The sequence below is a fragment of the Streptomyces sp. NPDC090088 genome (genome assembly GCF_044747345.1).
In the GTDB taxonomy this organism is placed as follows: domain Bacteria; phylum Actinomycetota; class Actinomycetes; order Streptomycetales; family Streptomycetaceae; genus Streptomyces.
On the sequence record NZ_JBIVDZ010000005.1, the window covers coordinates 518843 to 540158 of the forward strand.

At 71.6% G+C, this 21316-nt stretch carries 12 protein-coding genes and 4 pseudogenes; 14 read left to right on the forward strand and 2 right to left on the reverse strand.

Features of this window, described 5'->3' with window-relative positions; translation table 11 throughout:
• Positions 1–11: 11 nt before the first annotated feature.
• The 11 genes and pseudogenes from ACIPSJ_RS26155 to ACIPSJ_RS26205 all read left to right on the forward strand — a co-directional run.
• Positions 12–6296: pseudogene (locus ACIPSJ_RS26155) on the forward strand (type I polyketide synthase); the annotation flags it as partial.
• Positions 6293–7084: an SDR family NAD(P)-dependent oxidoreductase gene (locus ACIPSJ_RS26160; protein WP_401349481.1), complete on the forward strand. Its 792-nt coding sequence runs from the start codon at positions 6293–6295 to the stop codon at positions 7082–7084. The pseudogene ACIPSJ_RS26155 and the gene ACIPSJ_RS26160, both read left to right, overlap by 4 nt.
• A gap of 64 nt (positions 7085–7148) precedes the next feature.
• On the forward strand, positions 7149–7586 hold the full coding sequence (locus ACIPSJ_RS26165; protein WP_401349484.1) for an ester cyclase: 438 nt from the start codon (positions 7149–7151) through the stop codon (positions 7584–7586).
• A 30-nt stretch (positions 7587–7616) separates the two neighbouring features.
• Positions 7617–8033 carry a nuclear transport factor 2 family protein gene (locus tag ACIPSJ_RS26170; RefSeq protein WP_401349487.1) on the forward strand — a complete coding sequence of 139 codons (417 nt, stop codon included), beginning with the start codon at positions 7617–7619 and terminating at the stop codon, positions 8031–8033.
• Between the two features lie 154 nt (positions 8034–8187).
• A complete protein-coding gene (locus ACIPSJ_RS26175) occupies positions 8188–9843 on the forward strand; it encodes an ABC transporter substrate-binding protein (protein ID WP_401349489.1) in 1656 nt (551 codons plus the stop codon).
• Positions 9840–10778: an ABC transporter permease gene (locus tag ACIPSJ_RS26180; RefSeq protein WP_401349492.1), complete on the forward strand. Its 939-nt coding sequence runs from the start codon at positions 9840–9842 to the stop codon at positions 10776–10778. The genes ACIPSJ_RS26175 and ACIPSJ_RS26180 overlap by 4 nt, the downstream gene beginning before the upstream one ends.
• Before the next feature lie 2 nt (positions 10779–10780).
• The gene (locus tag ACIPSJ_RS26185) at positions 10781–11674 is read left to right on the forward strand and encodes an ABC transporter permease (RefSeq protein ID WP_401349494.1); all 894 of its coding nucleotides are present in this window, start codon (positions 10781–10783) and stop codon (positions 11672–11674) included.
• A complete protein-coding gene (locus ACIPSJ_RS26190; protein ID WP_401349496.1) occupies positions 11671–13563 on the forward strand; it encodes a dipeptide ABC transporter ATP-binding protein in 1893 nt (630 codons plus the stop codon). Before ACIPSJ_RS26185 ends, ACIPSJ_RS26190 begins: the two co-directional genes overlap by 4 nt.
• A gap of 61 nt (positions 13564–13624) precedes the next feature.
• Positions 13625–13744: pseudogene (locus ACIPSJ_RS26195) on the forward strand (hypothetical protein); the annotation flags it as partial.
• 154 nt (positions 13745–13898) lie between these two features.
• Positions 13899–14057, forward strand: a pseudogene (locus tag ACIPSJ_RS26200) (aminotransferase class V-fold PLP-dependent enzyme); the annotation flags it as partial.
• Positions 14058–14175: 118 nt separating this feature from the next.
• A pseudogene (locus ACIPSJ_RS26205) lies at positions 14176–14241 on the forward strand (hypothetical protein); the annotation flags it as partial.
• Positions 14242–14382: 141 nt separating this feature from the next.
• On the opposite strand, the gene ACIPSJ_RS26210 reads toward ACIPSJ_RS26205, so the two are convergent.
• Entirely contained in the window at positions 14383–16068 is a 1686-nt protein-coding gene (locus ACIPSJ_RS26210; RefSeq protein WP_359221574.1) for an ABC transporter family substrate-binding protein, read from the reverse strand.
• A 141-nt stretch (positions 16069–16209) separates the two neighbouring features.
• Here ACIPSJ_RS26210 and ACIPSJ_RS26215 point away from each other — a divergent pair, with 141 nt between their 5' ends.
• From ACIPSJ_RS26215 to ACIPSJ_RS26225, 3 genes are read left to right on the forward strand one after another with little or no spacing between them, the layout of a single operon-like run.
• Positions 16210–17196: an ABC transporter permease gene (locus tag ACIPSJ_RS26215; RefSeq protein ID WP_359221575.1), complete on the forward strand. Its 987-nt coding sequence runs from the start codon at positions 16210–16212 to the stop codon at positions 17194–17196.
• Positions 17193–18092, forward strand: a complete 900-nt coding sequence (locus tag ACIPSJ_RS26220; RefSeq protein WP_401349499.1) for an ABC transporter permease — start codon at positions 17193–17195, stop codon at positions 18090–18092. The genes ACIPSJ_RS26215 and ACIPSJ_RS26220 overlap by 4 nt, the downstream gene beginning before the upstream one ends.
• A 5-nt stretch (positions 18093–18097) precedes the next feature.
• A complete protein-coding gene (locus ACIPSJ_RS26225; RefSeq protein WP_401350113.1) occupies positions 18098–19888 on the forward strand; it encodes a dipeptide ABC transporter ATP-binding protein in 1791 nt (596 codons plus the stop codon).
• Positions 19889–20395: 507 nt separating this feature from the next.
• Here ACIPSJ_RS26225 and ACIPSJ_RS26230 read toward each other — a convergent pair.
• Complete coding sequence (locus ACIPSJ_RS26230) at positions 20396–21316, reverse strand: phosphate ABC transporter ATP-binding protein (protein WP_401349501.1); 921 nt, start codon at positions 21314–21316, stop codon at positions 20396–20398.

Consider the following 21316-nt stretch of genomic DNA (forward strand, 5'->3'; position numbering starts at 1 on the left):
CCCCGATGGCCACCGAGCAGCAGCTCCGCGACTATCTGAAGCGCGCGCTCACCGACGCCAGGCAGGCCAACAATCGGCTGCGGGAGGTCGAGGAGAGCCTGCGCGAGCCGATCGCCGTCATCGGCATGGCCTGCAGGCTGCCCGGCGGCGTCGCCTCCCCGGACGACCTCTGGGAGCTCGTCGACGACGGTGTCGACGCGATCACCGAGTTCCCCGACGACCGGGGCTGGGACATCGACGCCGTCTACGATCCCGACCCGGAACGCACCGGAACCTCCTACACCCGCCACGGCGGATTCCTCGACACCGTCGGCGACTTCGACGCCGAGTTCTTCGGCGTCTCCCCGCGCGAGGCACTGGCCACCGACCCCCAGCACCGGCTCCTCCTGGAGTCCGCCTGGGAGGCCTTCGAACGCGCCGGGATCGACCCCCGCGCCCTCAAGGGCAGTCGGACCGCGGTCTTCGCGGGCATCGCAGGCGGCGACTACACACCCCGGCTCCACGACGCGCCCGCCGAACTGGAGGGCTACCTCGGCATCGGCGGCCTGGACAGCGTCGCCTCCGGCCGGATCTCCTACACCTTCGGCTTCGAGGGTCCGGCGGTCACCGTGGACACCGCCTGCTCCTCGTCGCTGGTCGCCCTGCACCTGGCCGCCCAGTCGCTGCGCTCCGGCGAGTCCGACCTGGCGCTGGCCGGCGGGGTGAGCGTGATGTCCACACCGCAGGGCTTCGTCGAGTTCGCCCGCCAGCGCGGCCTGTCCGCCGACGGCCGGTGCAAGGCGTTCGGCGCGGGCGCCGACGGCACCGGCTGGGCGGAGGGCGTCGGCCTGCTCCTGGTGGAGCGGCTCTCCGACGCCCGCCGGCTCGGCCACCCGGTGCTCGCCGTGCTGCGGGGTTCCGCCGTCAACCAGGACGGCGCCTCCAACGGCCTCACCGCGCCCAACGGCCCCTCCCAGCAGCGGGTCATCCGCCAGGCCCTGGGCGCGGCCGGGCTGCGCTCCGCCGACGTCGACGTGGTCGAGGCGCACGGCACCGGCACCTCGCTCGGCGACCCCATCGAGGCCCAGGCGATCCTCGCCACCTACGGTCAACAGCGCCAGGCCGGACGGCCGTTGTATCTGGGCTCGCTGAAGTCCAACATCGGGCACACCCAGGCCGCGGCCGGGGTGGCCGGCGTCATCAAGATCGTCCAGGCGATCCGGTACGGCGTCCTGCCGCGCACCCTGCACGCCGACGAGCCGACCCCGTACGTCGACTGGAACGCGGGCCACGTGGAGCTGCTGACCGAGGCCCGACCCTGGCCCGCCACCCCGGACGACCGCCCCCGCCGGGCCGGCGTCTCCGCCTTCGGCGCCAGCGGCACCAACGCCCACGTCATCATCGAGCAGGCCCCGGCCGCCGAACCGGAGCAGGCCCCCGTCACCCCCGGTCGCACCTCCGCCGCCCCGGAGTGGGCCGACGCCGACACGGCAGGTGCCGGGAAGCAGACGCTGACTCCCGAACCGCCCTCCCAGCCGCTGCCGTTCGTCCTCACCGCCCACACCCCCGACGCCCTGCGCGCCCAGGCCGGGCGACTCGGCGACCACCTGGCCCGCAACCCGGCCCGCCCCGCCGACACCGCCTACTCCCTGCTCACCACCCGCGCGCCTCTGGGGGAGCGCGCGGTCCTGGTCGCCGGGGACGAGCCCGAACTCCTCGCCGCTCTTCGCGACCTCGCCGAGGGCGGCTCCCTCGACACCGTCACCGCGAACGGCGGCTCGCTGGCCGTGCTGTTCACGGGACAGGGCAGCCAACGCAAGGGGATGGGGACGGAGTTGTACGACACCTATCCCGCCTTCGCCGCCGCCTACGACGCCGTTGCCGGCGCGCTCGCCCCGCACCTGGACCGACCCCTCGCCGAGGTGACCGCCTCCGGCGACGGCCTGGACGAGACCCGGTACACCCAGCCTGCCCTGTTCGCTCTGGAAGTCGCCCTCTTCCGGCTCTACGAGTCGTGGGGCGTACGTCCCGATCATCTGGCCGGACACTCGATCGGCGAACTCGCCGCCGCCCACGTCGCCGGGGTGCTCGACCTGCCCGACGCCGCTGCCCTGGTCGCCGCCCGTGCCCGGCTGATGCAGGAACTCCCGGGCGGCGGCGCCATGGTGGCCGTAGAGGCCACCGAGGAGGAGATCCTGCCCGAACTGGAGGGTCTGGAAGGCCGGGTGGACGTCGCAGCCGTCAACTCGCCGTCCTCGACGGTGATCTCGGGCGACGAGGAGGCCGTCCTCGCCGTCGCCGCCCGGTTCACCGAGCGCGGCCGCCGCACCCGCCGCCTCACCGTGAGCCACGCCTTCCACTCCCCGCACATGGACGGCATGCTCGGCGAGTTCGCCCGCGTCGCGGAGGGCCTCACCTACCACTCGCCGCGCATCCCCGTGGTCTCCGACGTCACCGGCCGGATCGCCACCGCCGAGGAGATCACCGACCCCGAGTACTGGGTGCGGCACGTCCGCCGGGCCGTCCGCTTCACCGACGTGGTCCGCGCCCTGGACGCCGCCGGCACCGGCACCTACCTCGAACTCGGCCCCGACGGCACCCTCACCGCACTGGTCCGCGCCACCCTCCCGGACGCCATCGCGCTCCCGGCGCTGCGTCGCGACCGCGCCGAACCGGGCACCGCGGTGGCCGCGCTCGGCCGGCTGCACGGCCGGGGCCGGCCCGTCGACTGGACCGCCTTCTTCACCGGCCACCACCCCCGCCGCACCGAACTGCCCACCTACGCCTTCCAGCACCGCCGCTACTGGCTGGAGCCCGGCACCGGCGGCCGCCCCGCCGGACTCGGCCTGGAACCGGTCGCCCATCCGCTGCTCGCGGCCGCCGTGCCGCTGCCCGACAGCGACGGCGTGCTGCTCACCGGCAGCCTCTCGCTGCGCACCCACCCCTGGCTGGCAGGGCACGCCGTCCAGGGCACCGTCATCGTCCCCGGCACCGCGCTGCTGGAGCTGGCCCGCCGGGCCGGCGAGGAGACCGGCACCGAGGTGGTGGCCGAACTCGTCGTCGAGGGACCGCTGGTGCTGCCCGCCCACGGCGCGGTGCGGATCCAGGTCGAGGTCGGCGGGACCGGCCCGGACGGCGCTCGCGAAGCCGTCATCCGCTCCCGGACCCCCGACGGCGAATGGATCCGCAACGCCACCGGCACCCTGGTCGCCGCGTCCCCCGGCGACCCGTCCGACGGCGTGGCGCTCACCGCCTGGCCCCCGCCCGGCGCGACCCCTCTCGCGGTGGACGACGTATACGCGGAACTCACCGCCTCCGGGCTGGAGTACGGCCCGGCGTTCCGCGGACTGCGCGCCGCCTGGCGGGACGGCGAGAGCTTCTACGCCGAGGTCGAACTCCCCGAACCGCAGCACGCCGACGCCGCCCGCTTCGGTCTGCACCCGGCCCTGCTCGACTCCGCGGTGCACATCACCGCGCACCACGACCTGACCACCGTGCCCGAGGGCTTCAGCAGGCTGCCGTTCGCCTACTCCGGGGTCCGGCTCTTCGCCGACGGCGCCACCGCGCTGCGCGTCCGCCTCACCCGGACCGGCCCCGACAGCCTCGCCGTCGATCTCGCCGACTCCTCCGGCGCGCCTGTCGCCGCGGTGGCCGGTCTGCACGCCCGCCTGGTCTCGTCCGACCAACTGGCTGTCGCCCGCAGCGCCGACCCGGACACCCTGTTCCGGGAGACGTGGCGCGAACTGCCTCTGCCCGCCGGTCCGGTGGCCGTTCCCGAGACCGTCCGCCTCGGCGAGACGGAGACAGCCGGTGGCCTGGGTGACGGTGCGGCTGACGTGCTCGCCGGTGGCCCGAGTGGCGGTGCCGTTGACGGGCCGGCCGGCGACCCGGGTGGGCGTGCCGCCGACCCGTCCGGTGGCCCGGTCGATGTGCCGCGCCGGGTGCGGGAGGCCCTCGCCGAGGCGCTGGACACACTGCGCGACGACACGCCTGGCCCCGATCAGCTGGTGGCCGTGGTGCGCGGTGCCCGAACCGTGCGGGACGACGACCGGCCCGCCCTGCCCGCCGCGGCGGTCTGGGGACTGCTGCGCTCCGCCCAGGCCGAGCGGCCCGACCGGATCCTCCTGGTCGACACCGACGATGACCCGGCCAGTACCGGCGCCCTGCCCTCGGCCGTCGCCGCCGCCCGGGCCGCCGGGGAGCCGCAGTTCGCCCTGCGCGAGGGGACCGCGTACGTCCCCCGCCTCGACCGCGTCGCCGAGGACTCCCCGGCCGAGGCCGCCTCGACCGCGCACCCCTCGCGCTGGAATCGTGAGGGCACCGTCCTGATCACCGGCGGGGCCGGCGCCCTCGGCGCCGCGCTGGCTCGCCATCTGGTGACCCGGCACGGCATACGCCACCTGCTCCTGCTCTCCCGCGGCGGCCCCGGAGCTTCCGGCGCCGGTGAGCTGGCGGACCATCTCACAGCAGAAGGCGCCCAGGTGAGCGTGATCGCCGCCGACGCTGGCGACCGCGAGCAACTCAGGGCGGCGATCGCCGGCATCGATCCCGCACACCCGCTGACCGCCGTCGTGCACACCGCCGGACTGGTCGACGACGGACTCGTCGGGGACCTCACCCCCGGCCGCCTCGACACGGTGCTGCGGCCCAAGGCGGACGGCGCCTGGTATCTGCACGAGCTGACCGCCCACCTGCCGCTGGACGCCTTCGTGCTCTACTCGTCGGTCGCCGCCCTGTTCGGCGGCCCCGGCCAGGGCTCCTACGCCGCCGCCAACACCTTCCTGGACGCCCTCGCCGCGCACCGCCGCACCCTGGGCCGCACCGCCCACTCCCTCGCCTGGGGCCAGTGGGAGCAGCCGAGCGGCATCACCGGGCATCTCACCGGGGCCGACCTCGGCCGGGCCCGGCGCGCGGGCCTGCGGCTCCTGTCCACCGACCGGGGCACCGACCTCTTCGACCGCTCGGCCGGATCGCCCCACCCCCATCTGGTACCGGCTCCCCTGAACCTGGCGGTGGTGAAGGACGCCCAGTCGGTCCCCGCCTTGCTGCGTGGCCTGGTGCGCCCCTCCCGCCGCACCGCGAACCGCACCGCCGGGGGACCGGACCTGACCACCCGGCTCGCCGGACGGAGCCCACAGGAGCGGCACGAGATCCTCCTGACGCTGGTACGCGAGGAGGCCGCCGCGGTGCTCGCCGCGCGCCCCGAATCCGTCGCCGCAGACGCGCCGTTCAACGACCTCGGCCTGGACTCACTGGCCGCCGTGGAACTGCGCAACCGCCTCACCTCCGTCTCCGGACTGCGCCTGCCCGCCACTGTCACCTTCGACCACCCCACGCCCGCCGACCTCGCCGCACACCTCGACGGCCTGCTCGGCACGGTGGAGGCACGGCCCGCCGCGACTGCCGCCCCGGACGCCCGACGGACCGGCGCCGACGACCCGCTGTCCACCCTCTACCGCAGGCTCGCCGCCGAGACGAAGTTCACCGACGCCTCCGCCCTGATCGGCGTGGCCTCCGCGCTGCGCACCCGGTTCACCGCCGAGCAGCGCGACGAACACCGGGCGGCGCCAATCCAGTTGGCCAACGGAGACGGCAGAACCGCCGTGGTGTGCTTCCCGGCGCTCAGCGCCATCTCCGGCCCGCACGAATACGCCCGCTTCGGCCACGAGTTCCAGGGAGAGCGCGACCTGTTCGTGCTGCCGTCGCCCGGCTGGGCCCCGGACGACCCGCTGCCCGACAGCCTCGATGCCTTCCTGACCCTGCACGCCGAGACGGTCCGCCGCACCGTCGGCGAGGACCGGCCGTACGTGATCCTCGGCCGCTCCATGGGCGGCTGCCTGGCCAACGCGGTCGCCGCCCGACTGGAGTCCGAGGGGCGAGGTCCGGACGGGCTGGTGCTGGTCGACGCCTATCCCATCGACAGCGCCGTCCGCGAAGGCATGGGGGAGTGGTGGATGACCGCCATGCTCACCGGCATGGTCGACCGCATCGAGGCCTACGACATGGTCTGGAGCGACGCCAGCCTGACCGCCATGGGCGGCTACAACAACCTCTTCGCCGCCTGGCAGCCGCAGGCCCTCACCGCCCCCACCCTCGCCCTGCGCGCCGACACCCCGCTGCGGCACACCGTGATCGACCCGACCGGCCGCCACGACTGGCGCGCCTACTGGCCCGTCCCGCACGAGCCCCGGGACGTGCCGGGCGACCACTTCACCCTGCTCGAAGAGCACACCCCCACCACCGCCGGGGCGGTGCGGGACTGGCTCGGCGAACTGGAGCACCCCGAGAACACCTCACCGAAGGGACACCGACGATGACGTCCGACACCACCCCCGAGGCTCCGGCCGCTCCGGTCGCTCCGGTCGCGCTGGTCACCGGCGCCGCGTCCGGCATCGGCGCGGCCACCGCCCGCCTGTTCGCCGAGCGCGGCCACCACGTGGTCGCCGTGGACGTGGACAAGGAGGGCCTGGCCGAACTGGACACGCTGGACGGCGTGGCCACCCTGGTCGGCGACGTGTCCGAGGAGGACACCAACACCGCCGCCGTCCGCCTCGCCACGGACCTGTTCGGCCGACTCGACGCGGCCGTCCTGAACGCGGGCATCGGCGGCGCCGGCCCGCTGGAGTCACCCGGCGCGATCGAGCGCTTCGACCGTCTCTGGGCCGTCAACGTCCGCTCGGTCGCCCTCGGCATCCGGGCGGCCGTGCCGGCCCTACGGGCAGGGGGCGGCGGCGCGATCGTCGCCACCTCCTCCGTCTCCGGCCTGCGCGGTGACCCCGGCACCTGGGGCTACAACGCCACCAAGGCCGCCGTCATCAACCTGGTACGCGGCACCGCCATCGACTACGCCGCCGAGAACATCCGGATCAACGCCATCGCCCCGGGCGGCACCGCCACCGCGCTGACCGCCGCCCAGATCGCCGACCCGCGCTTCTCCGAGCTGATCACCGGCCGGATCCCCGTCCACCGCTGGGCCGACCCCCGCGAGCAGGCCGAGGTCATCTGGTTCCTCACCTCGCCCGCCGCCTCGTACGTCACCGGGGTGACCGTCCCGGTCGACGGCGGACTGAGCGCCAACGGAGGCATCCTCCCGCCGCCGCGCTAGGTCCGTACCTCTCTGATCCCGCATCCCCGATCCCTCACCCGCACAGAACAGGACCCGCATCGCCATGAGCAGCAACGAGCAGTCCGACATCGAGCGCAACAAGACCGTCGCCCGCCGCTACTTCGAGGAGTTCGTCGACGGCCGTCGACTGGACGTCCTGGAGGAGATCGTCGCCGTCGACGCCGCCGACGAGACCCGGGTCGGCCCCGGCGGCACCGGTACCCGCGACGACTTCCGCCTGCACGCCCAGTCGGTTTGGGACAACGTCAAGGATCTCAAGATCACCGTGACCGACCTGGTCGCCGAGGCCGACCGGGTGATCGTGTTCTGGCGGATCCAGGGCATCCAGGCAGGAACCCTGTTCGGCGTCCCCGCCTCCGGCAGAGCGTTCACCGGCCACAGCATCAGCACCCTGACCATCCGTGACGGCCAGGTGGTCCGCTACACCGTGCTGCCCGACCGGCTCGGCATCATCCAGCAGCTCTCCGACTCCCGCCTCTGACGTCCCCCGCGTTCTCCGAAGGAGCCCGTCTTGTCCCTGCTCTCCACCCTCACCCCCACCGACCTGGAGGAACTGCGACGGCTGCTCGCCCACTTCGCCCATGTCTTCGACAACGGCGACACCGAGGCGCTGGAGGAGGTGTTCACCGAGGACGCGGTGATCGTCCTGGCCGGCCCCGGCCGTGAGATCCAAGGCCTCGCGGCCATAAGGGAGTTCAATACCGCTCTCGGTGACCGGTCGCCCGACCACCACACCCTCGACACCGTCTTCTCCGTCGAACCGGCCGACCCGGAGGGCACCGTCCGCGCCCGCAGCCGCTACCTCGCGGTGCTGCCCGACGGCAACGTCCACAACGGCGACTACCTCGACATCCTCGTCCGTACCCCCAAGGGCTGGCGGATCGCGCACCGGCGCTCGGTGCCCCGCTACCCCGTACGGGTCGGGTAGGGGTTCGCTAGGGGCCTGCCGGACGGACGGCCCGACTACGTTCATCACCAATCCCCCACGTTCCCGCAGGTCATCCCCGTCCTTGGCATCGGCCGGCGTCTGCGCCGGCCGATGCCCGCCGCGCGTCCGTCCGCGACCCACCGGAGTCTCTCTCATGCCCTTCGACCGCTCCAGAGCGCTCGTCCTGACCGCAGTCGGCTCGCTGTTCCTCGCCGCCTGCTCCTCTTCGGCCGGCACCGGCGCCGGACAGAACGCGGCGGCCACCGCCAAGCCGGTCAGTGGCGGCTCGCTGACCTACGCCGTGGACACGGAACCGGTGTCGTTCGACATCCACGCCAGCCCGCAGGACATCACCGGCAACATCCAGCGCAACGTCTTCGACTCGCTCGTCTACCAGGACGCCAAGGGCACGTTCCACCCCTGGCTCGCCAAGAAGTGGACCGTCTCCGGCGACTTGAAGACGTTCACCTTCCACCTGCGCGACGACGTCACCTTCCACGACGGCACCCCGTTCAACGCCGAGGCCGTCAAGGCCAACTTCGACCGGATCGTCGCCCCGGCCACCAAGTCGCAGTACGCCGCCAGCCTTCTCGGCCCCTACAAGGGCACGACGGTCGTCGACGACCACACCGTCAAGGTGACCTTCTCCTCGCCGGTCGCCTCCTTCCTCCAGGCAGCCAGTACTCCCTACCTGGGCTTCTACTCCCCGGCCGCGATCAAGAAGTACGGCGGCAAGCTGAGCGCCGGCGGGGCGGCGGACGTCGGCACCGGCCCCTTCAAGTTCACCAGCTACACCAAGGGCCAGAGCGTCACCCTCACTCGCAACCCCGACTACAAGTGGGCCCCCGACACCGCCGCGCACCAGGGAGCGGCCTACCTCCAGACGCTCACCATCCGCTTCCTCAGCCAGGACGCCACCCGCGTCGGCGCGCTCACCAGCGGCCAGGTGCAGGCCGCCGACCCGATCCCGCCCGCCGACGTGAAGACCCTCAAGGCGAACCAGTCGCTGCAGGCCATCACCACCGACGCGCCCGGCGCCAACTACGCCCTGGTCCTCAACACCACCCAGAAACCGCTCGACGACATCAACGTCCGCCGCGCCATCCAGAGCGGCATCGACATCGACACCGCCGTCAAGAGCGTCTATTTCGGCGTGTACAAGCGGGCCTGGAGCCCGATCAGCCCCAGCACCCAGTTCTACGACAAGTCCACCGAGAACAGCTGGGGTTACGACCCCGACAAGGCCAACGCCTACCTGGACAAGGCCGGCTGGACCGGCCGGGACTCCGAGGGCTACCGCACCAAGGACGGCAAGCGCCTCAGCATCGAGTGGCCGCTGATGCCGCAGGAGTACATCCGCGAACAGCGCGACACCCTCGGGCAGGCCATCCAGGCCGACCTGAAGAAGATCGGCGTCGAGATCAAGCGACCGCGTCTCGACATCGGCACCTACATCCAGAAGGTGTACGGCGGCAAGGAGGGCATCGCCGACTACAGCTGGGCCCGCAACGACGCGGACGTGCTGCGCCTGTACTTCAACAGCGCCAGTTCACCTCTCAAGGGCGGCCAGAACGCGACCTTCTACAAGGACGCCGACATCGACAAGTGGACCGAGCAGGCGCAGGCCACCCTGGACGCCACCACCCGCGCGAAGCTGTACGCCGAGACCCAGAAGAAGGTCATCGACCTCGCCACCGAGATCCCGCTGTACGTGCGGACCGCCACCCTCGGCGTCTCCGCCAAGGTGCACGGACTGAAGACCGACCCGAACACCTGGGCCAACTTCTACGACGCGTGGATCGCCAAGTGAGCCCGACCGGCCTGCTCCGAGCGGTCGCGGGGCGCCTGGCAGCCGCACTGGCGGTGATGCTGGGCGCCGCGACCCTGGCGTTCCTCACACTGCAGCTCATCCCCGGCGACCCGGTGTCGGTGATGCTCGGCCCCGGCACCGTGGCCACCCCCGAGGTGCGGGCGGAGATCACCCGCACCTACGGACTCGACCGACCGGTGATCGAGCAGTACCTGCACTACCTGGGGAACCTGCTCGGTGGCGACCTCGGCGAGTCCTACCAGCTCCAACGGCCGGTCTCGGGGCTCATCTCCGAGCAGCTGTGGCCCACGGTGCAACTCGCCCTGTTCGCCCTGCTGCTGGCCGTCACCGCCGCCGTCACCCTCGCGGTGGCGACGGCCGGCCGCAACCGGGCGCTGCGCGCCGTGGCTTCCTTCGCCGAACTGCTCGCCGTGTCCACCCCCGCGTACTGGACCGGCATCCTGCTGCTGACGGCGTTCTCCTTCCGGCTGCGGCTCTTCCCCGTGGCGGGAGCCCAGGACTTCGCGTCCCTGGTGCTCCCCGCCGTCACCCTCGCGCTGTCCCTGGCCGGAGTCCTGGCCCAGGTGCTGCGCGAGGGCCTGGAGACCGCCCTCGGCCAGCCGTTCGCGGTCACCGCCCGCTCCAGGGGCCTGAGCGTCACCGCCGTACGTCTGCGGCACGCACTGCGACACGCCGCCGTACCCCTGGTCACCCTCACCGGCTGGCTCACCGGGTCACTGCTCGGCGGCGCGGTCCTCGTCGAAACGGTCTTCGGCCGACCCGGCATCGGCGCCCTCACCCTCCAGGCCGCGACCAACAAGGACATCCCCCTGGTCATCGGACTCGTCCTGCTGTCCGCGTTCGTGTTCGTACTGCTGTCCCTGGTGATCGACCTGCTCTACCTCGTCATCGACCCCCGGCTCAGGACCCGTTGACCATGCCCTCGACCACGACCCCAGCTGTCACCACCGCTCTCGACGCGCCCCGCCGCGCCCGCGCCCCGCGCGGCAGGCCGTGGCTCCGCGGCCTGCGCCCGGCCACGCTGCCGGCCGCCGCGGCCCTGCTCCTCATCACCCTCGTCGCGGCCTTCCCCGCTCTGTTCACCTCGGCCTCGCCCATCCGGATCGACCCCGCGCACGCGCTGGCCGCCCCCGGCCCCGGCCACTGGTTCGGCACCGATCAGCTCGGCCGTGACATCTTCACCCGCGTCCTCTACGGCACCCGCACCTCCGTGCTGCTGGGCGCCGGATCCACCCTGCTCGCCATCCTCGGCGGAGCCGTCCTCGGCCTCGCCGCCGCGCTCGGCGGCCGGTGGGCCGACCAGACACTGATGCGGTTCGCCGACATCCTCCTCGCCCTGCCGCCGATCCTGCTCGCCCTGCTCGCCGTGACCGTCCTCGGCCCCGGCTCGGTCAACGTCACGATCGCCATCGCCGTCGCGTTCTCGCCCGGGTACGCCCGCATCGTGCGCGCCGAGACCCTGGTCGTCCGGCGCTCCGGATACGTCGAGTCGGCCACCGTGCTCGGCCTGCGCCGCCCGCTGCTCGTCCTGCGGCACATCGTGCCCAACGCGCTGGGACCGATGCTGGTCCTCGCGACTGTCGGCTTCGGCTCCTCACTGATCGCCGCCTCCGGACTCAGCTTCCTCGGCCTGGGCCCGCAGCCGCCCTCGCCCGAATGGGGAACCATGCTCTCCGAAGGCCGGAACTTCCTCGCCACCGCCTGGTGGGTCGGGGTCTTCCCCGGCGCGGCCGTCACCGTCACCGCCCTCGCCGTCAACGTCATGGGCCGCCGCGCGCAGGCCCGCTTCACCCGGAGGACCGACGGATGAGCCTCATCGACGTCGACGGACTCGACGTGTCCTTCGGCCCCCTGCACGCAGTCCGGGACGTCTCCCTCTCCCTCGGCCGCGGCGAATGCCTCGCCCTGGTCGGCGAATCGGGATCCGGCAAGAGCGTCACCGCCCGTTCCCTGGCCGGCCTCGCCGGACACGGCGCCTCGGTCACCGCCCGCCGCTTCGACTTCGACGGCACCGACCTGCGCACCCTCCGGGAGTCCGGCTGGCGGTCGGTCCGGGGCCGCCGCATCGGCCTCGTCCTCCAGGACGCCCTGGTCTCCCTGGACCCACTGCGCCGCGTCGGCGCCGAGATCGCCGAACCACTACGTACCCACCGGCTGCTCTCCCGAGCCGAACTCCGGCCCCGCGTCCTGTCGTTGCTGGACGACGTCGGCGTCCCCGACCCCGCCCGTCGCGCCCGCCAGTATCCGCACGAACTCTCCGGCGGCCTCCGCCAGCGCGCCCTCATCGCCTCCGCCGTCGCCGCGGGCCCCGACCTGCTGATCGCCGACGAACCGACCACCGCCCTCGACGTCACCGTGCAGGCCCAGGTCCTCGCCCTGCTGCGGAAACTGCGCGGTGACGGCACCGCCCTGCTCCTGATCAGCCACGACCTCTCGGTGGTCGCCGGCATAGCCGACCGGGTGGCCGTCATGTACGCCGGCCGGATCGTCGAACAGGGGCCCGCCGACAGGGTGCTGAAAGCCCCCCGGCACCCCTACACCAGGGCTCTGCTGGACGCCGTCCCGGCCACCCACGCCAAGGGCACCCGGCTCTCGACCGCCCTGCCCTCCGGCACCCCGGCGGGACCGGAGGGCTGCGCCTACGCCGCACGCTGCCCCTGGGCCGATGACGACTGCCGCACCGCGCTCCCCGAACGCGACGCGGAGGGCAGTGTGTGCCACCACCCATTCACCGGGACACCCCGGCCGGGCGCCGCCGACACGATCCTGGTTCCCCGGCCCGCCCCGGCCCCCGAGGACCCGGCGCCGACACCGGCCCCCCTCTCCGGGGCGCCATCGGACACCGCCCCCGGCCCGCCGCCGGCGCCCCGCTCCGCAGCACCGTCCGACCGCGACCCCGGCGCGCCGCTGATCGTGGCCGAACACCTCACCAAGCGCTACCGCGCCCCCGACGGCACGGCCTACCACGCCGTCCGCGACGTCTCCCTGACCCTGCACCCGGGCGAGACCCTGGGCATCGTCGGGGAGTCCGGCTCCGGCAAGACCACGGTCGCCCGCATCCTGCTGGGCCTCACCGAACCCGACGAGGGCACCGTCACCTTCGACGGCTTCCCCTGGAGCGACGTCCCCGAGCGAGCGCGCCGCCCGCTGCGCCGCCGGGTCCAGGCCGTCCAGCAGGACCCGCTCGGCTCCTTCGACCCCCGCTACGACGTGGAGCGGGTGATCGGGGAGGCGGTCGCCCTCACCGGCGTACGCCGCGGACGGAGGCGCCGGGCCCGGGTGACCGCACTCCTCGACCAAGTGGGCCTTCCCGCCTCGGTGCTGACGCGCCGCACCCGCGACCTCTCCGGCGGCCAGCGCCAGCGCGTCGCCATCGCCCGCGCCCTGGCGCCCGCCCCCGACGTCCTCGTCTGCGACGAACCCGTCTCCGCGCTGGACGTCTCGGTCCAGGCCCAGATCCTCGACCTGCTGGACGACCTGCGTGCCGAGACCGGAGTGGCCCTGCTGTTCATCTCCCACGACCTGGGGGTGGTCCACCACGTCAGCGACCGGGTCCTGGTGATGCGGGACGGACAGGTCGTCGAGTCCGGTGACGTCCGCGGCATCTTCGCCCGCCCGGCGCACCCGTACACCCGGCAACTCCTCGCCGCCGTCCCCGGAGGCGCCTTCGCCCCGGCCGAGGCCCCCGCCCACCGCTGACCGGCCGTCTCTGGTCGCCAGGGCATGGGGTCCCGCGAACATCCGCGCGGGCGACGAGATCGTGCTCTCCCGTCTGGAGGGCCACGCCAACATCGTGCCCGGGCAGATGCCGACGTGGCAGAACGGTGCGGTGATCAAGGTGATCCCGGTCGACGACGGGCAGCTCCTGCTCGACAAGTACACCGCGCTCCTGTCGGAGCGGAGCAAGCTCGTCGTGGTCACCCAGATGTCCAACGCGCTGGCACCGGCGTGCCGGTCGAGCAGGTCGTCGAGATCGGGACCGGGCCGGGGCCCGCGTTCTGGTCGATGCCGCGCAGTCGGTACCGCACCCGCCGATCGACGTCAGGGCGCTGGACACGGACTTCCTGGTCTTCTCCGGGCACAAGCTGTTCGGACCGACCGGGATCGGGGTGTTCTACGCCAAACGGGAGGCCCTTGAGCACATGCCTCCGTGGGAGGGCGGCGGCAACCTGATCACCGACGTCACCTTCGAGAGGTCCAGCTACCAGCCGCCTACGGGCCGCTTCGAGGCCGGCACCGGCAACATCGCCGCCTACGAGCACACGCTGGTCGAGCACGCCACCGGAGGTATGCGCGGCGTGCCCGGCGGAGATGGGCGCCGCGCTCAACGAGGAGAGCATCGCGGTGCGTTCGGGCCACCGCTACGCGCGGCCGGTCCTGCGCCGGTACGGGCTGGAGGCCACCGTCCGCCCGTCGTTCGCCTTCTACAACGACGAGCCTCCTGAACCGGTACGGCGGAGACCTGTCCGAGGTCTCCGCCCCACCGGCACGGAGCCGGTCGACGCGCCCTCCGGCGAGTCACCGCTTCAGCCAGCCGACCTTCGTGTAGTCGACGTCCGCCAGGCCGCTCGCGCCGTAGTTGGCGAGGTTCGAGCGGACCGCGAGGACCTGGGGGCGCTGGTAGACCGGGATGGAGTGGCCCAATGCCCAGATCTTGGTGTCGGCTTCGTTGTAGAGCTTGTTCGCCTCGGTGGTGTCCGTGGTCTCGGTGGCCTTCTTCAACAGGGCGTCGATCTCCGGGGAGCCGACCGATCCGTAGTTCTGGTAGAGGTTCTTGCCGGACGGCCGGCGATAGATCGGGTACGCCTGGGAACGGAAGGTCTGGTCTACCCAACGGAAGCTCGTCAGATCGAAGTTGCCGATCGTGACGTACTTGGAGAAGTAGTCGTTCGACGGCACCTTCACGATGTTCAGCTTGATCCCGGCCTGTGCCAACTGCGCCTGCACCAGTTCCGACTGGTCCACCTGTGCGGAGGTGGAGCCCGCGCTGAGCGTGTAGCCGAGGGTGAGCTGTCTGCCGTCCTTGACCCGCTTGCCGCCCTGGAGCTTCCAGCCCGCCGAGTCCAGCAGTTCACCCGCCTTCTTCAGGTCGTACGTGCCGTACGTGCCGGAGTTGTCCTGGTAGCCGGACTGGTTGGGCATGAAGAAGTGACTGCCGTACGGCTTCAGCTGGACGGGGAGGTCCTTGCCGAAGGCGGTGGCGATGGACTTGCGGTCGATGGCGTGCTGGAGAGCCTGGCGGACGCGGACGTCCTTGAGTGGGCCGTGCGCGCCGTTGAACTCGATGTGCACTTCGTCCCACCGGGCGCCGACGCGGATGTCGGTGCCCGCCGCCTTGTACAGCCGCTTGTAGTCCTCCGGCAGGAGCGCGCTCGCGTAGTCGATCTCCTTGTTGAGGTAGGCGTCCGTCCAGGCGGAGTAGTCCAGGGCACGGAAGACGATCGAGTCCAGCTTGGGTTTCGTTCCCCACCAGTTGGGGTCCGGCACCGCAGTGATGGTCTGGGCGGTCTTGTCGTACGAGGAGATCTTGAAGGCGTTCGAGGTGATCGGGATCTTCTGTGTCCAGCCGCTGTTGAACTTGTCCGGGGTGTCGATCCCGGCGGCCGGCAGCAGCGGGTTGAACAGATGCTTCCAGTCGGCGTAGGGCGTGGAGAAGGTGACCTTGACCTGGTGCGCGTCGGCGCCCTGTTCGACCTTGCCGATCTGTTCGTAGCCGGAGGTGTCGGCGGCCTCGTACGCCTTGTCCGTGCCGTTGTCCGCCTTCCAGAGAGCTTCGAAGTCCCGCCAGCCGATGGACTTTCCGTCGGACCACTTGGCCTTCGGGTTCAGCTTGTAGACCACCGTTTGCGGGCTGGTCGAGGTCACCGAGGCGGAGAGCAGGAAGTCCCTGTCGGGGTGGGACTCGCCTTGGGCGTCCGCCCAGAACAGCCTGGGCTCCACCAGCTCGTTGATGTCCGCCGCATCACCTTGGTTGCCGTTGGCCGTGTAGCGGTTGTAGTCCGCGATCCACTGCGAGATCGCCAGCTTGAGGGTGCCGCCCTGCTGGACGTCGCTCAGCGGACGTGCGTTGATCTCCTGGCTGCCGGCCGGGGCCGCGCTCTTCTGTGCGGCGGGTTTGCCGTCGTCGGAGGAGCCGCAGCCGGTCACCAGCAACGCGGTGGCCGCGGTGGCGGCGATCCATGCTGCGGCGGAGGTCTGTCGCATGTCGGTGTCCTTCGTGAGGCCGGTGGTCATCGGTGGGACGCACCGAACGTAGAGCGGCCTACGACCCTCGGGGGAGACCCCCTGGACATCTGACATGTTCTCTTCATGATGTGGCAACAAGAGGCCTGGACCATTTCCTCTGTGCCTGCCTACCTGGCCAAACGACTCGGCTACTACGCCCTGTTGCTCCTGGCCGCCGTCTGCCTCTCCTACCTGCTGGCCTCGCTCGCGCTCCACCCCCGCGAGTACTACGCCGGCCGGCAGCCGCCCATCCCCGCGGCCTCGGTGAACCACCATCTCGACCAGATCGGCGTCAACGACCGCACCCCGCTCCTGAACCGCTTCCTGCGCTGGCTCGGACACGCCGTACGCGGCGACCTCGGCGAGACCATCGACGGCACCGCCGTCAACGCCGAGTTCGGCCGCCGCCTCGGCGTCAGCCTGCGGCTGCTGCTCGCCGGGACCGTGTTCGGGACCGTCGCGGGTGTGCTCGTCGGGGCCTGGACGGCCGTACGGCAGTACCGGTTCAGCGACCGGGCCGTCACCCTCGCCTCCTTCGCACTGCTCTCAACTCCCGTGTTCCTGCTGGCGATTCTCCTCAAGACAGGCGCGATCTGGTTCAACCGGAGCACCGGCACGGATCTGATCCAGTTCACGGGGGAGAAGAGCCCGGGCCTGACCGGCGGCTTCTGGGCCGTCCTCAGGGACCGGAGTGTGCACCTGCTCCTGCCCACCCTCTCCGTCGCCCTCTTCGCCGTCGCGAGCTACAGCCGCTACCAGCGCAACACGATGCTCGACGTCCTCGGCTCCGACTATCTGCGCACCGCGCGGGCCAAGGGCCTCGCCCGGCGGACGGTCTTCCTCAAACACGGACTGCGTACGGCCCTCATCCCCATGTCGACCTACTTCTCGTACGGCTTCCTCACGCTCTTCACCGGCGCCATCTTCACGGAGACGATCTTCGGCTGGCACGGTATGGGGGAGTGGTTCGTCGCGTCGATCGGCAAGAACGACGTGAACTCGGTTGTCGCTGTGAACCTGTTCGCCGCTGTCACCGTGCTGCTCTCCGGTTTCCTCGCCGACGTCCTGCACGCCGCGCTCGACCCGCGCATCAGGCAGGCGTCATGACCACGACCGCCATCGCCGATGAGGCACCCGTTGCGGCCCCGCCCGCCGGCCGCGCCACCGTCGTCCTGCGCCGTTTCCTGCGCAACCGCACCGCCCTCGCCGGAGCCGTCGCCCTGGTGCTGCTGTTCCTGCTGGCCTTCGTCGGGCCGTACGCGACCCAGTGGTCCTACAGCCACATCGACTACACCGCGCTGCGGGCCGCTCCCAGCGCCGACCACTGGTGGGGGACCAACCGCATCGGTCAGGACGTGTTCGCGCAGACCGTCCGAGGACTGCAGAAGTCCCTCGTCATCGGACTGCTCGTCGCCGTGCTGGCCACCGGGCTCGCCTCCCTCGTCGGCGCCTGCGCCGGGTACTTCGGCGGCTGGACCGACCGGCTGCTGATGTTCTTCGTGGACCTGCTGCTGGTCTTGCCCTCCTTCCTGATCATCGCGATCGTCTCGCCCAGGCTGAACCCCAGCGGCTGGTTCGCCCTGGTCGGGCTGCTCGGGCTCTTCGCCTGGATGATCACCGCCAGAGTCGTGCGGTCCATGACGCTCTCCCTCAAAGAGCGCGAATTCGTGCGCGCCGCACGGTACATGGGCGTCGGACCGTTCCGGATCATCTGGCGGCACGTGCTGCCCAACGTCGCCTCCTTCCTCATCATCGACGCGACCATCCAGGTCGGCGGCGCCGTCATGAGCGAGACCGCGCTGTCGTACTTCGGCTTCGGCGTACAGCCGCCCGACGTGTCGCTCGGCACGCTGATCGCCGACGGGACAGGCGCGGCGGTGACATACCCCTGGATGTTCTTCTTCGCGGCCGGGCTGCTGGTCGTCTTCGTCCTGGCCGTGAACCTGGTGGGCGACGGGCTGCGGGACGCGCTCGACCCCACCTCGAAAGGGACCTCCCGGTGAGCCCGATACTGCAAGTGACCGATCTTGACGTCGACTTCGACGGGCGACCCGCCGTGCGGGGGGTCGGCCTCACTCTCGAACGCGGTGAAGTCCTCGGTCTTGTCGGCGAGTCGGGTTCCGGCAAGTCCGCGACCGCGCTCGCCGTGCTGGGTCTGCTCCCGGGCAATGCGGTGGTACGCGGATCCGTACGGCTCGATGGGCAGGAACTCGTCGGCGCCCCGGAGCGCCGGCTCACGCGGATCCGCGGCAGCCGGATCTCCATGGTGTTCCAGGACCCGCTGTCCGCGTTCACGCCCGTCTACCGGATCGGCGACCAGATCGCCGAGGCGGTGCGCGCCCACCAGGACGTCTCCCGCGAACAGGCCCTGAAACGATCGGTCGAACTGCTCGACCTCGTCGGGATCCCCGAACCCGCCCTGCGCGCACGGGCGTTCCCGCACGAGTTCTCCGGCGGCATGCGCCAGCGCGCGATGATCGCCATGGCGATGGCCAACGACCCCGACATCATCCTCGCCGACGAACCGACCACCGCCCTCGACGTCACCATCCAGGCACAGGTACTCGACGTCCTGCGCACCGCGCAGCGCGAGACCGGAGCGGCGGTGCTCCTGGTCAGCCACGACCTCGGTGTCATCGCCGGGATGGCCGACCGGGTGGCCGTGATGCACGAGGGGCGGGTCGTCGAAGCGGGTACGGCCGTCGACGTCTTCGAGCGGCCCCAGGAGCCGTACACGAAGCGGCTGTTGGCAGCAGTGCCTCGGATGGACACCCCGCGCACCCCTCAACCATCCACCGGTGAAACGGTGTTGAAGGTGCGCGGACTCACCAGGACCTTCCCGCTCCTCAAGGGGACCGTCTTCAAGCGCCGTATCGGCTCCGTGTACGCCGTCGACGGCGTGGACCTCGACATCCGCCGCGGCGAGACGCTCGCCCTCGTCGGCGAATCGGGGTCCGGGAAGTCGACGACCCTCTTCGAACTGCTCGAACTGGCCCGGCCGGAAGGCGGATCGGTCGAGCTGTTCGGCAGGGACCTCGCGAGGCTCGGCAAGGCGGAGGTGAAGCCCCTGCGCCGCCGCGTCCAGATCGTCTTCCAGGACCCGATGGCCTCCCTCGACCCGCGCATGCCCGTGGGGGACATCGTGGCCGAGCCGCTGCGCACCCAGGGCGCCGACCGGGCGACGATCGGCCGTCGCGTGCCCGAACTCCTCGCCCAGGTCGGCCTGGACCCGGCCCACGCGGAACGCTACCCGCACGAGTTCTCCGGCGGCCAGCGCCAGCGCATCGGCATCGCCCGCGCGCTGTCCGTCGAACCCGAACTGCTCGTCCTCGACGAACCGGTGTCGGCACTCGACGTCTCCGTCCAGGCCGGAGTCCTCAAGCTGCTGCAACGCCTCAAGGCGGAGCTGGGCCTTGCCTATCTCTTCGTCTCCCACGACCTGTCCGTCGTACGGAACATCGCCGACCGCGTGAGTGTGGTCTACCTCGGGCGTACGGTCGAGGCCGGCCCCGTCGACGAGGTGTTCGAGCGCCCCCGGCATCCTTACACCCAGGCACTCCTCTCCGCCGTACCCCTGCCCGATCCGGTACGCGAACGCGAGCGGCAGCGCTCGCGCATCCTGCTCGCCGGGGATCCGCCCAGCGCGACGCGACGCTACGACGGCTGCCGGTTCCGGGCGCGCTGCCCGCTGCACGCGCAGTTGGGGGAGGAGGAGCGGAAACGGTGCGACCAGGAGGTGCCGGTGCTCCACGGGGACGGGGCGGCCTGTCACTTCCCTCGGGTACGAGAAGTCGTCTAGCGCCCATGACCTGGATGTTTGCACGACGCATACGGAGCCTCCGGTGTGTGCGCAGAACATCGCCACTCACATCGGCTGATCGCCGGTACCGATGACAGTTGACCGGCAGTCATGTCAACTACAGATGAGGCCCCCGATGCTTGCGCACCGGAGGCCGACCTGAGACGGGATGTCCTCCTGTCGGCCCGCTCTGGCTGAACTCGATCACCTATGGAGCGTCTGGCAGCAGAACCTGTTGGAAGTGATCACCGGCGAGAGGATCTCGCTGACTGCTCCTGCCGGGAACCTGCGGATACTGCCGGTACTTCCGTGTCACGGTCGGCCCTTCGCGTCGAAGGCCGGAATCGTCCGTCACCCGGCCGAGCCCAGGGTCTGCCGACCGTCCGAACGCGACGTGCGCTCGCCCCTGGGCCACCTCGCGGTCATCGGTACCGGCTCCACGCAGGTCAGTGGCAGCGAGCCGGCTTGCCTGTCCGCCCCGGACGTGTGCCACACCGTCGAAGACCTCTAGCCGAAGCGTCCGTTGACGTAGTCGGCGGTGCGCTGGTCCTGGGGGGCGTGGAACATTGCGGTGGTCGGCCCGTGTTCGACGATGCCGCCGGGGACGCCCTGTTCTGCCAGGAAGAACGCACACCGGTCGGAGACACGTGCGGCCTGCTGCATGTTGTGGGTCACGATGACGACGGTGACCTCCTGGGAGAGGCTGTGGATCGTCTCCTCCACGCGCCGCGTGGACGTCGGGTCCAGGGCTGAGCAGGGCTCGTCCATCAGCAGCACGCGCGGACGGACCGCCAGCGCGCGGGCGATGCAGAGACGCTGCTGCTGGCCGCCCGAGAGCGCGCCGCCCGGCCGGCGCAGACGGTCCCGGACCTCCTTCCACAGGCCCGCGCGGGTCAGGCACTCCTCGACCAGTGCGTCCTTGGTGGAACGGTCGGCCTTGACGCCCGTCAGCCTGAGTCCCGACAGCACGTTGTCGTAGATGGACATCGCCGGGAAGGGGTTGGGTTTCTGGAACACCATGCCGATGTCCCTGCGGGCCGTGGTGAGCCTGCGCCCCGGGCCGTAGATGTCGGTGCCGTCCAGCAGCACCTCGCCCGCGAACGCCGAGCCGTTCACCATCTCGTGCATGCGGTTGAGGGTGCGCAGGAAGGTGGACTTGCCGCACCCGGAGGGGCCGATCAGGGCCGTGACCCGGCCGGCCGGCATGGTCAGCGAGACCCGGTCGAGCACCTTGTGGCTGCCGAACCAGGCGGACACCTGACGGGCCTCCAGTGCGGCCGGTCCGGCGCCTGTGGCCGTGGTATCCGTCGCGTGCGCCGTTTCCGCGTCGGCGACGACGGTCAGGGGCTGGGTCTCGGCGGCCGCTCCGGTCGCTCCCGGCTCGGCCGTCCGGTCCGTCTCTTCTGTGGTGGCGGTGGTGTCGGTCAT

What these genes read in the sequence shown, in the direction of transcription:
- ACIPSJ_RS26160 (WP_401349481.1), top strand. Translation starts at nt 6,293, where the DNA reads ATGACGTCCGACACCACCCCCGAGGCTCCGGCCGCTCCGGTCGCTCCG.
- ACIPSJ_RS26165 (WP_401349484.1), top strand. Translation starts at nt 7,149, where the DNA reads ATGAGCAGCAACGAGCAGTCCGACATCGAGCGCAACAAGACCGTCGCC.
- ACIPSJ_RS26175 (WP_401349489.1), top strand. Translation starts at nt 8,188, where the DNA reads ATGCCCTTCGACCGCTCCAGAGCGCTCGTCCTGACCGCAGTCGGCTCG.
- ACIPSJ_RS26185 (WP_401349494.1), top strand. Translation starts at nt 10,781, where the DNA reads ATGCCCTCGACCACGACCCCAGCTGTCACCACCGCTCTCGACGCGCCC.
- ACIPSJ_RS26190 (WP_401349496.1), top strand. Translation starts at nt 11,671, where the DNA reads ATGAGCCTCATCGACGTCGACGGACTCGACGTGTCCTTCGGCCCCCTG.
- ACIPSJ_RS26210 (WP_359221574.1), bottom strand. Translation starts at nt 16,068, where the DNA reads ATGCGACAGACCTCCGCCGCAGCATGGATCGCCGCCACCGCGGCCACC.
- ACIPSJ_RS26220 (WP_401349499.1), top strand. Translation starts at nt 17,193, where the DNA reads ATGACCACGACCGCCATCGCCGATGAGGCACCCGTTGCGGCCCCGCCC.
- ACIPSJ_RS26230 (WP_401349501.1), bottom strand. Translation starts at nt 21,316, where the DNA reads ATGACCGACACCACCGCCACCACAGAAGAGACGGACCGGACGGCCGAG.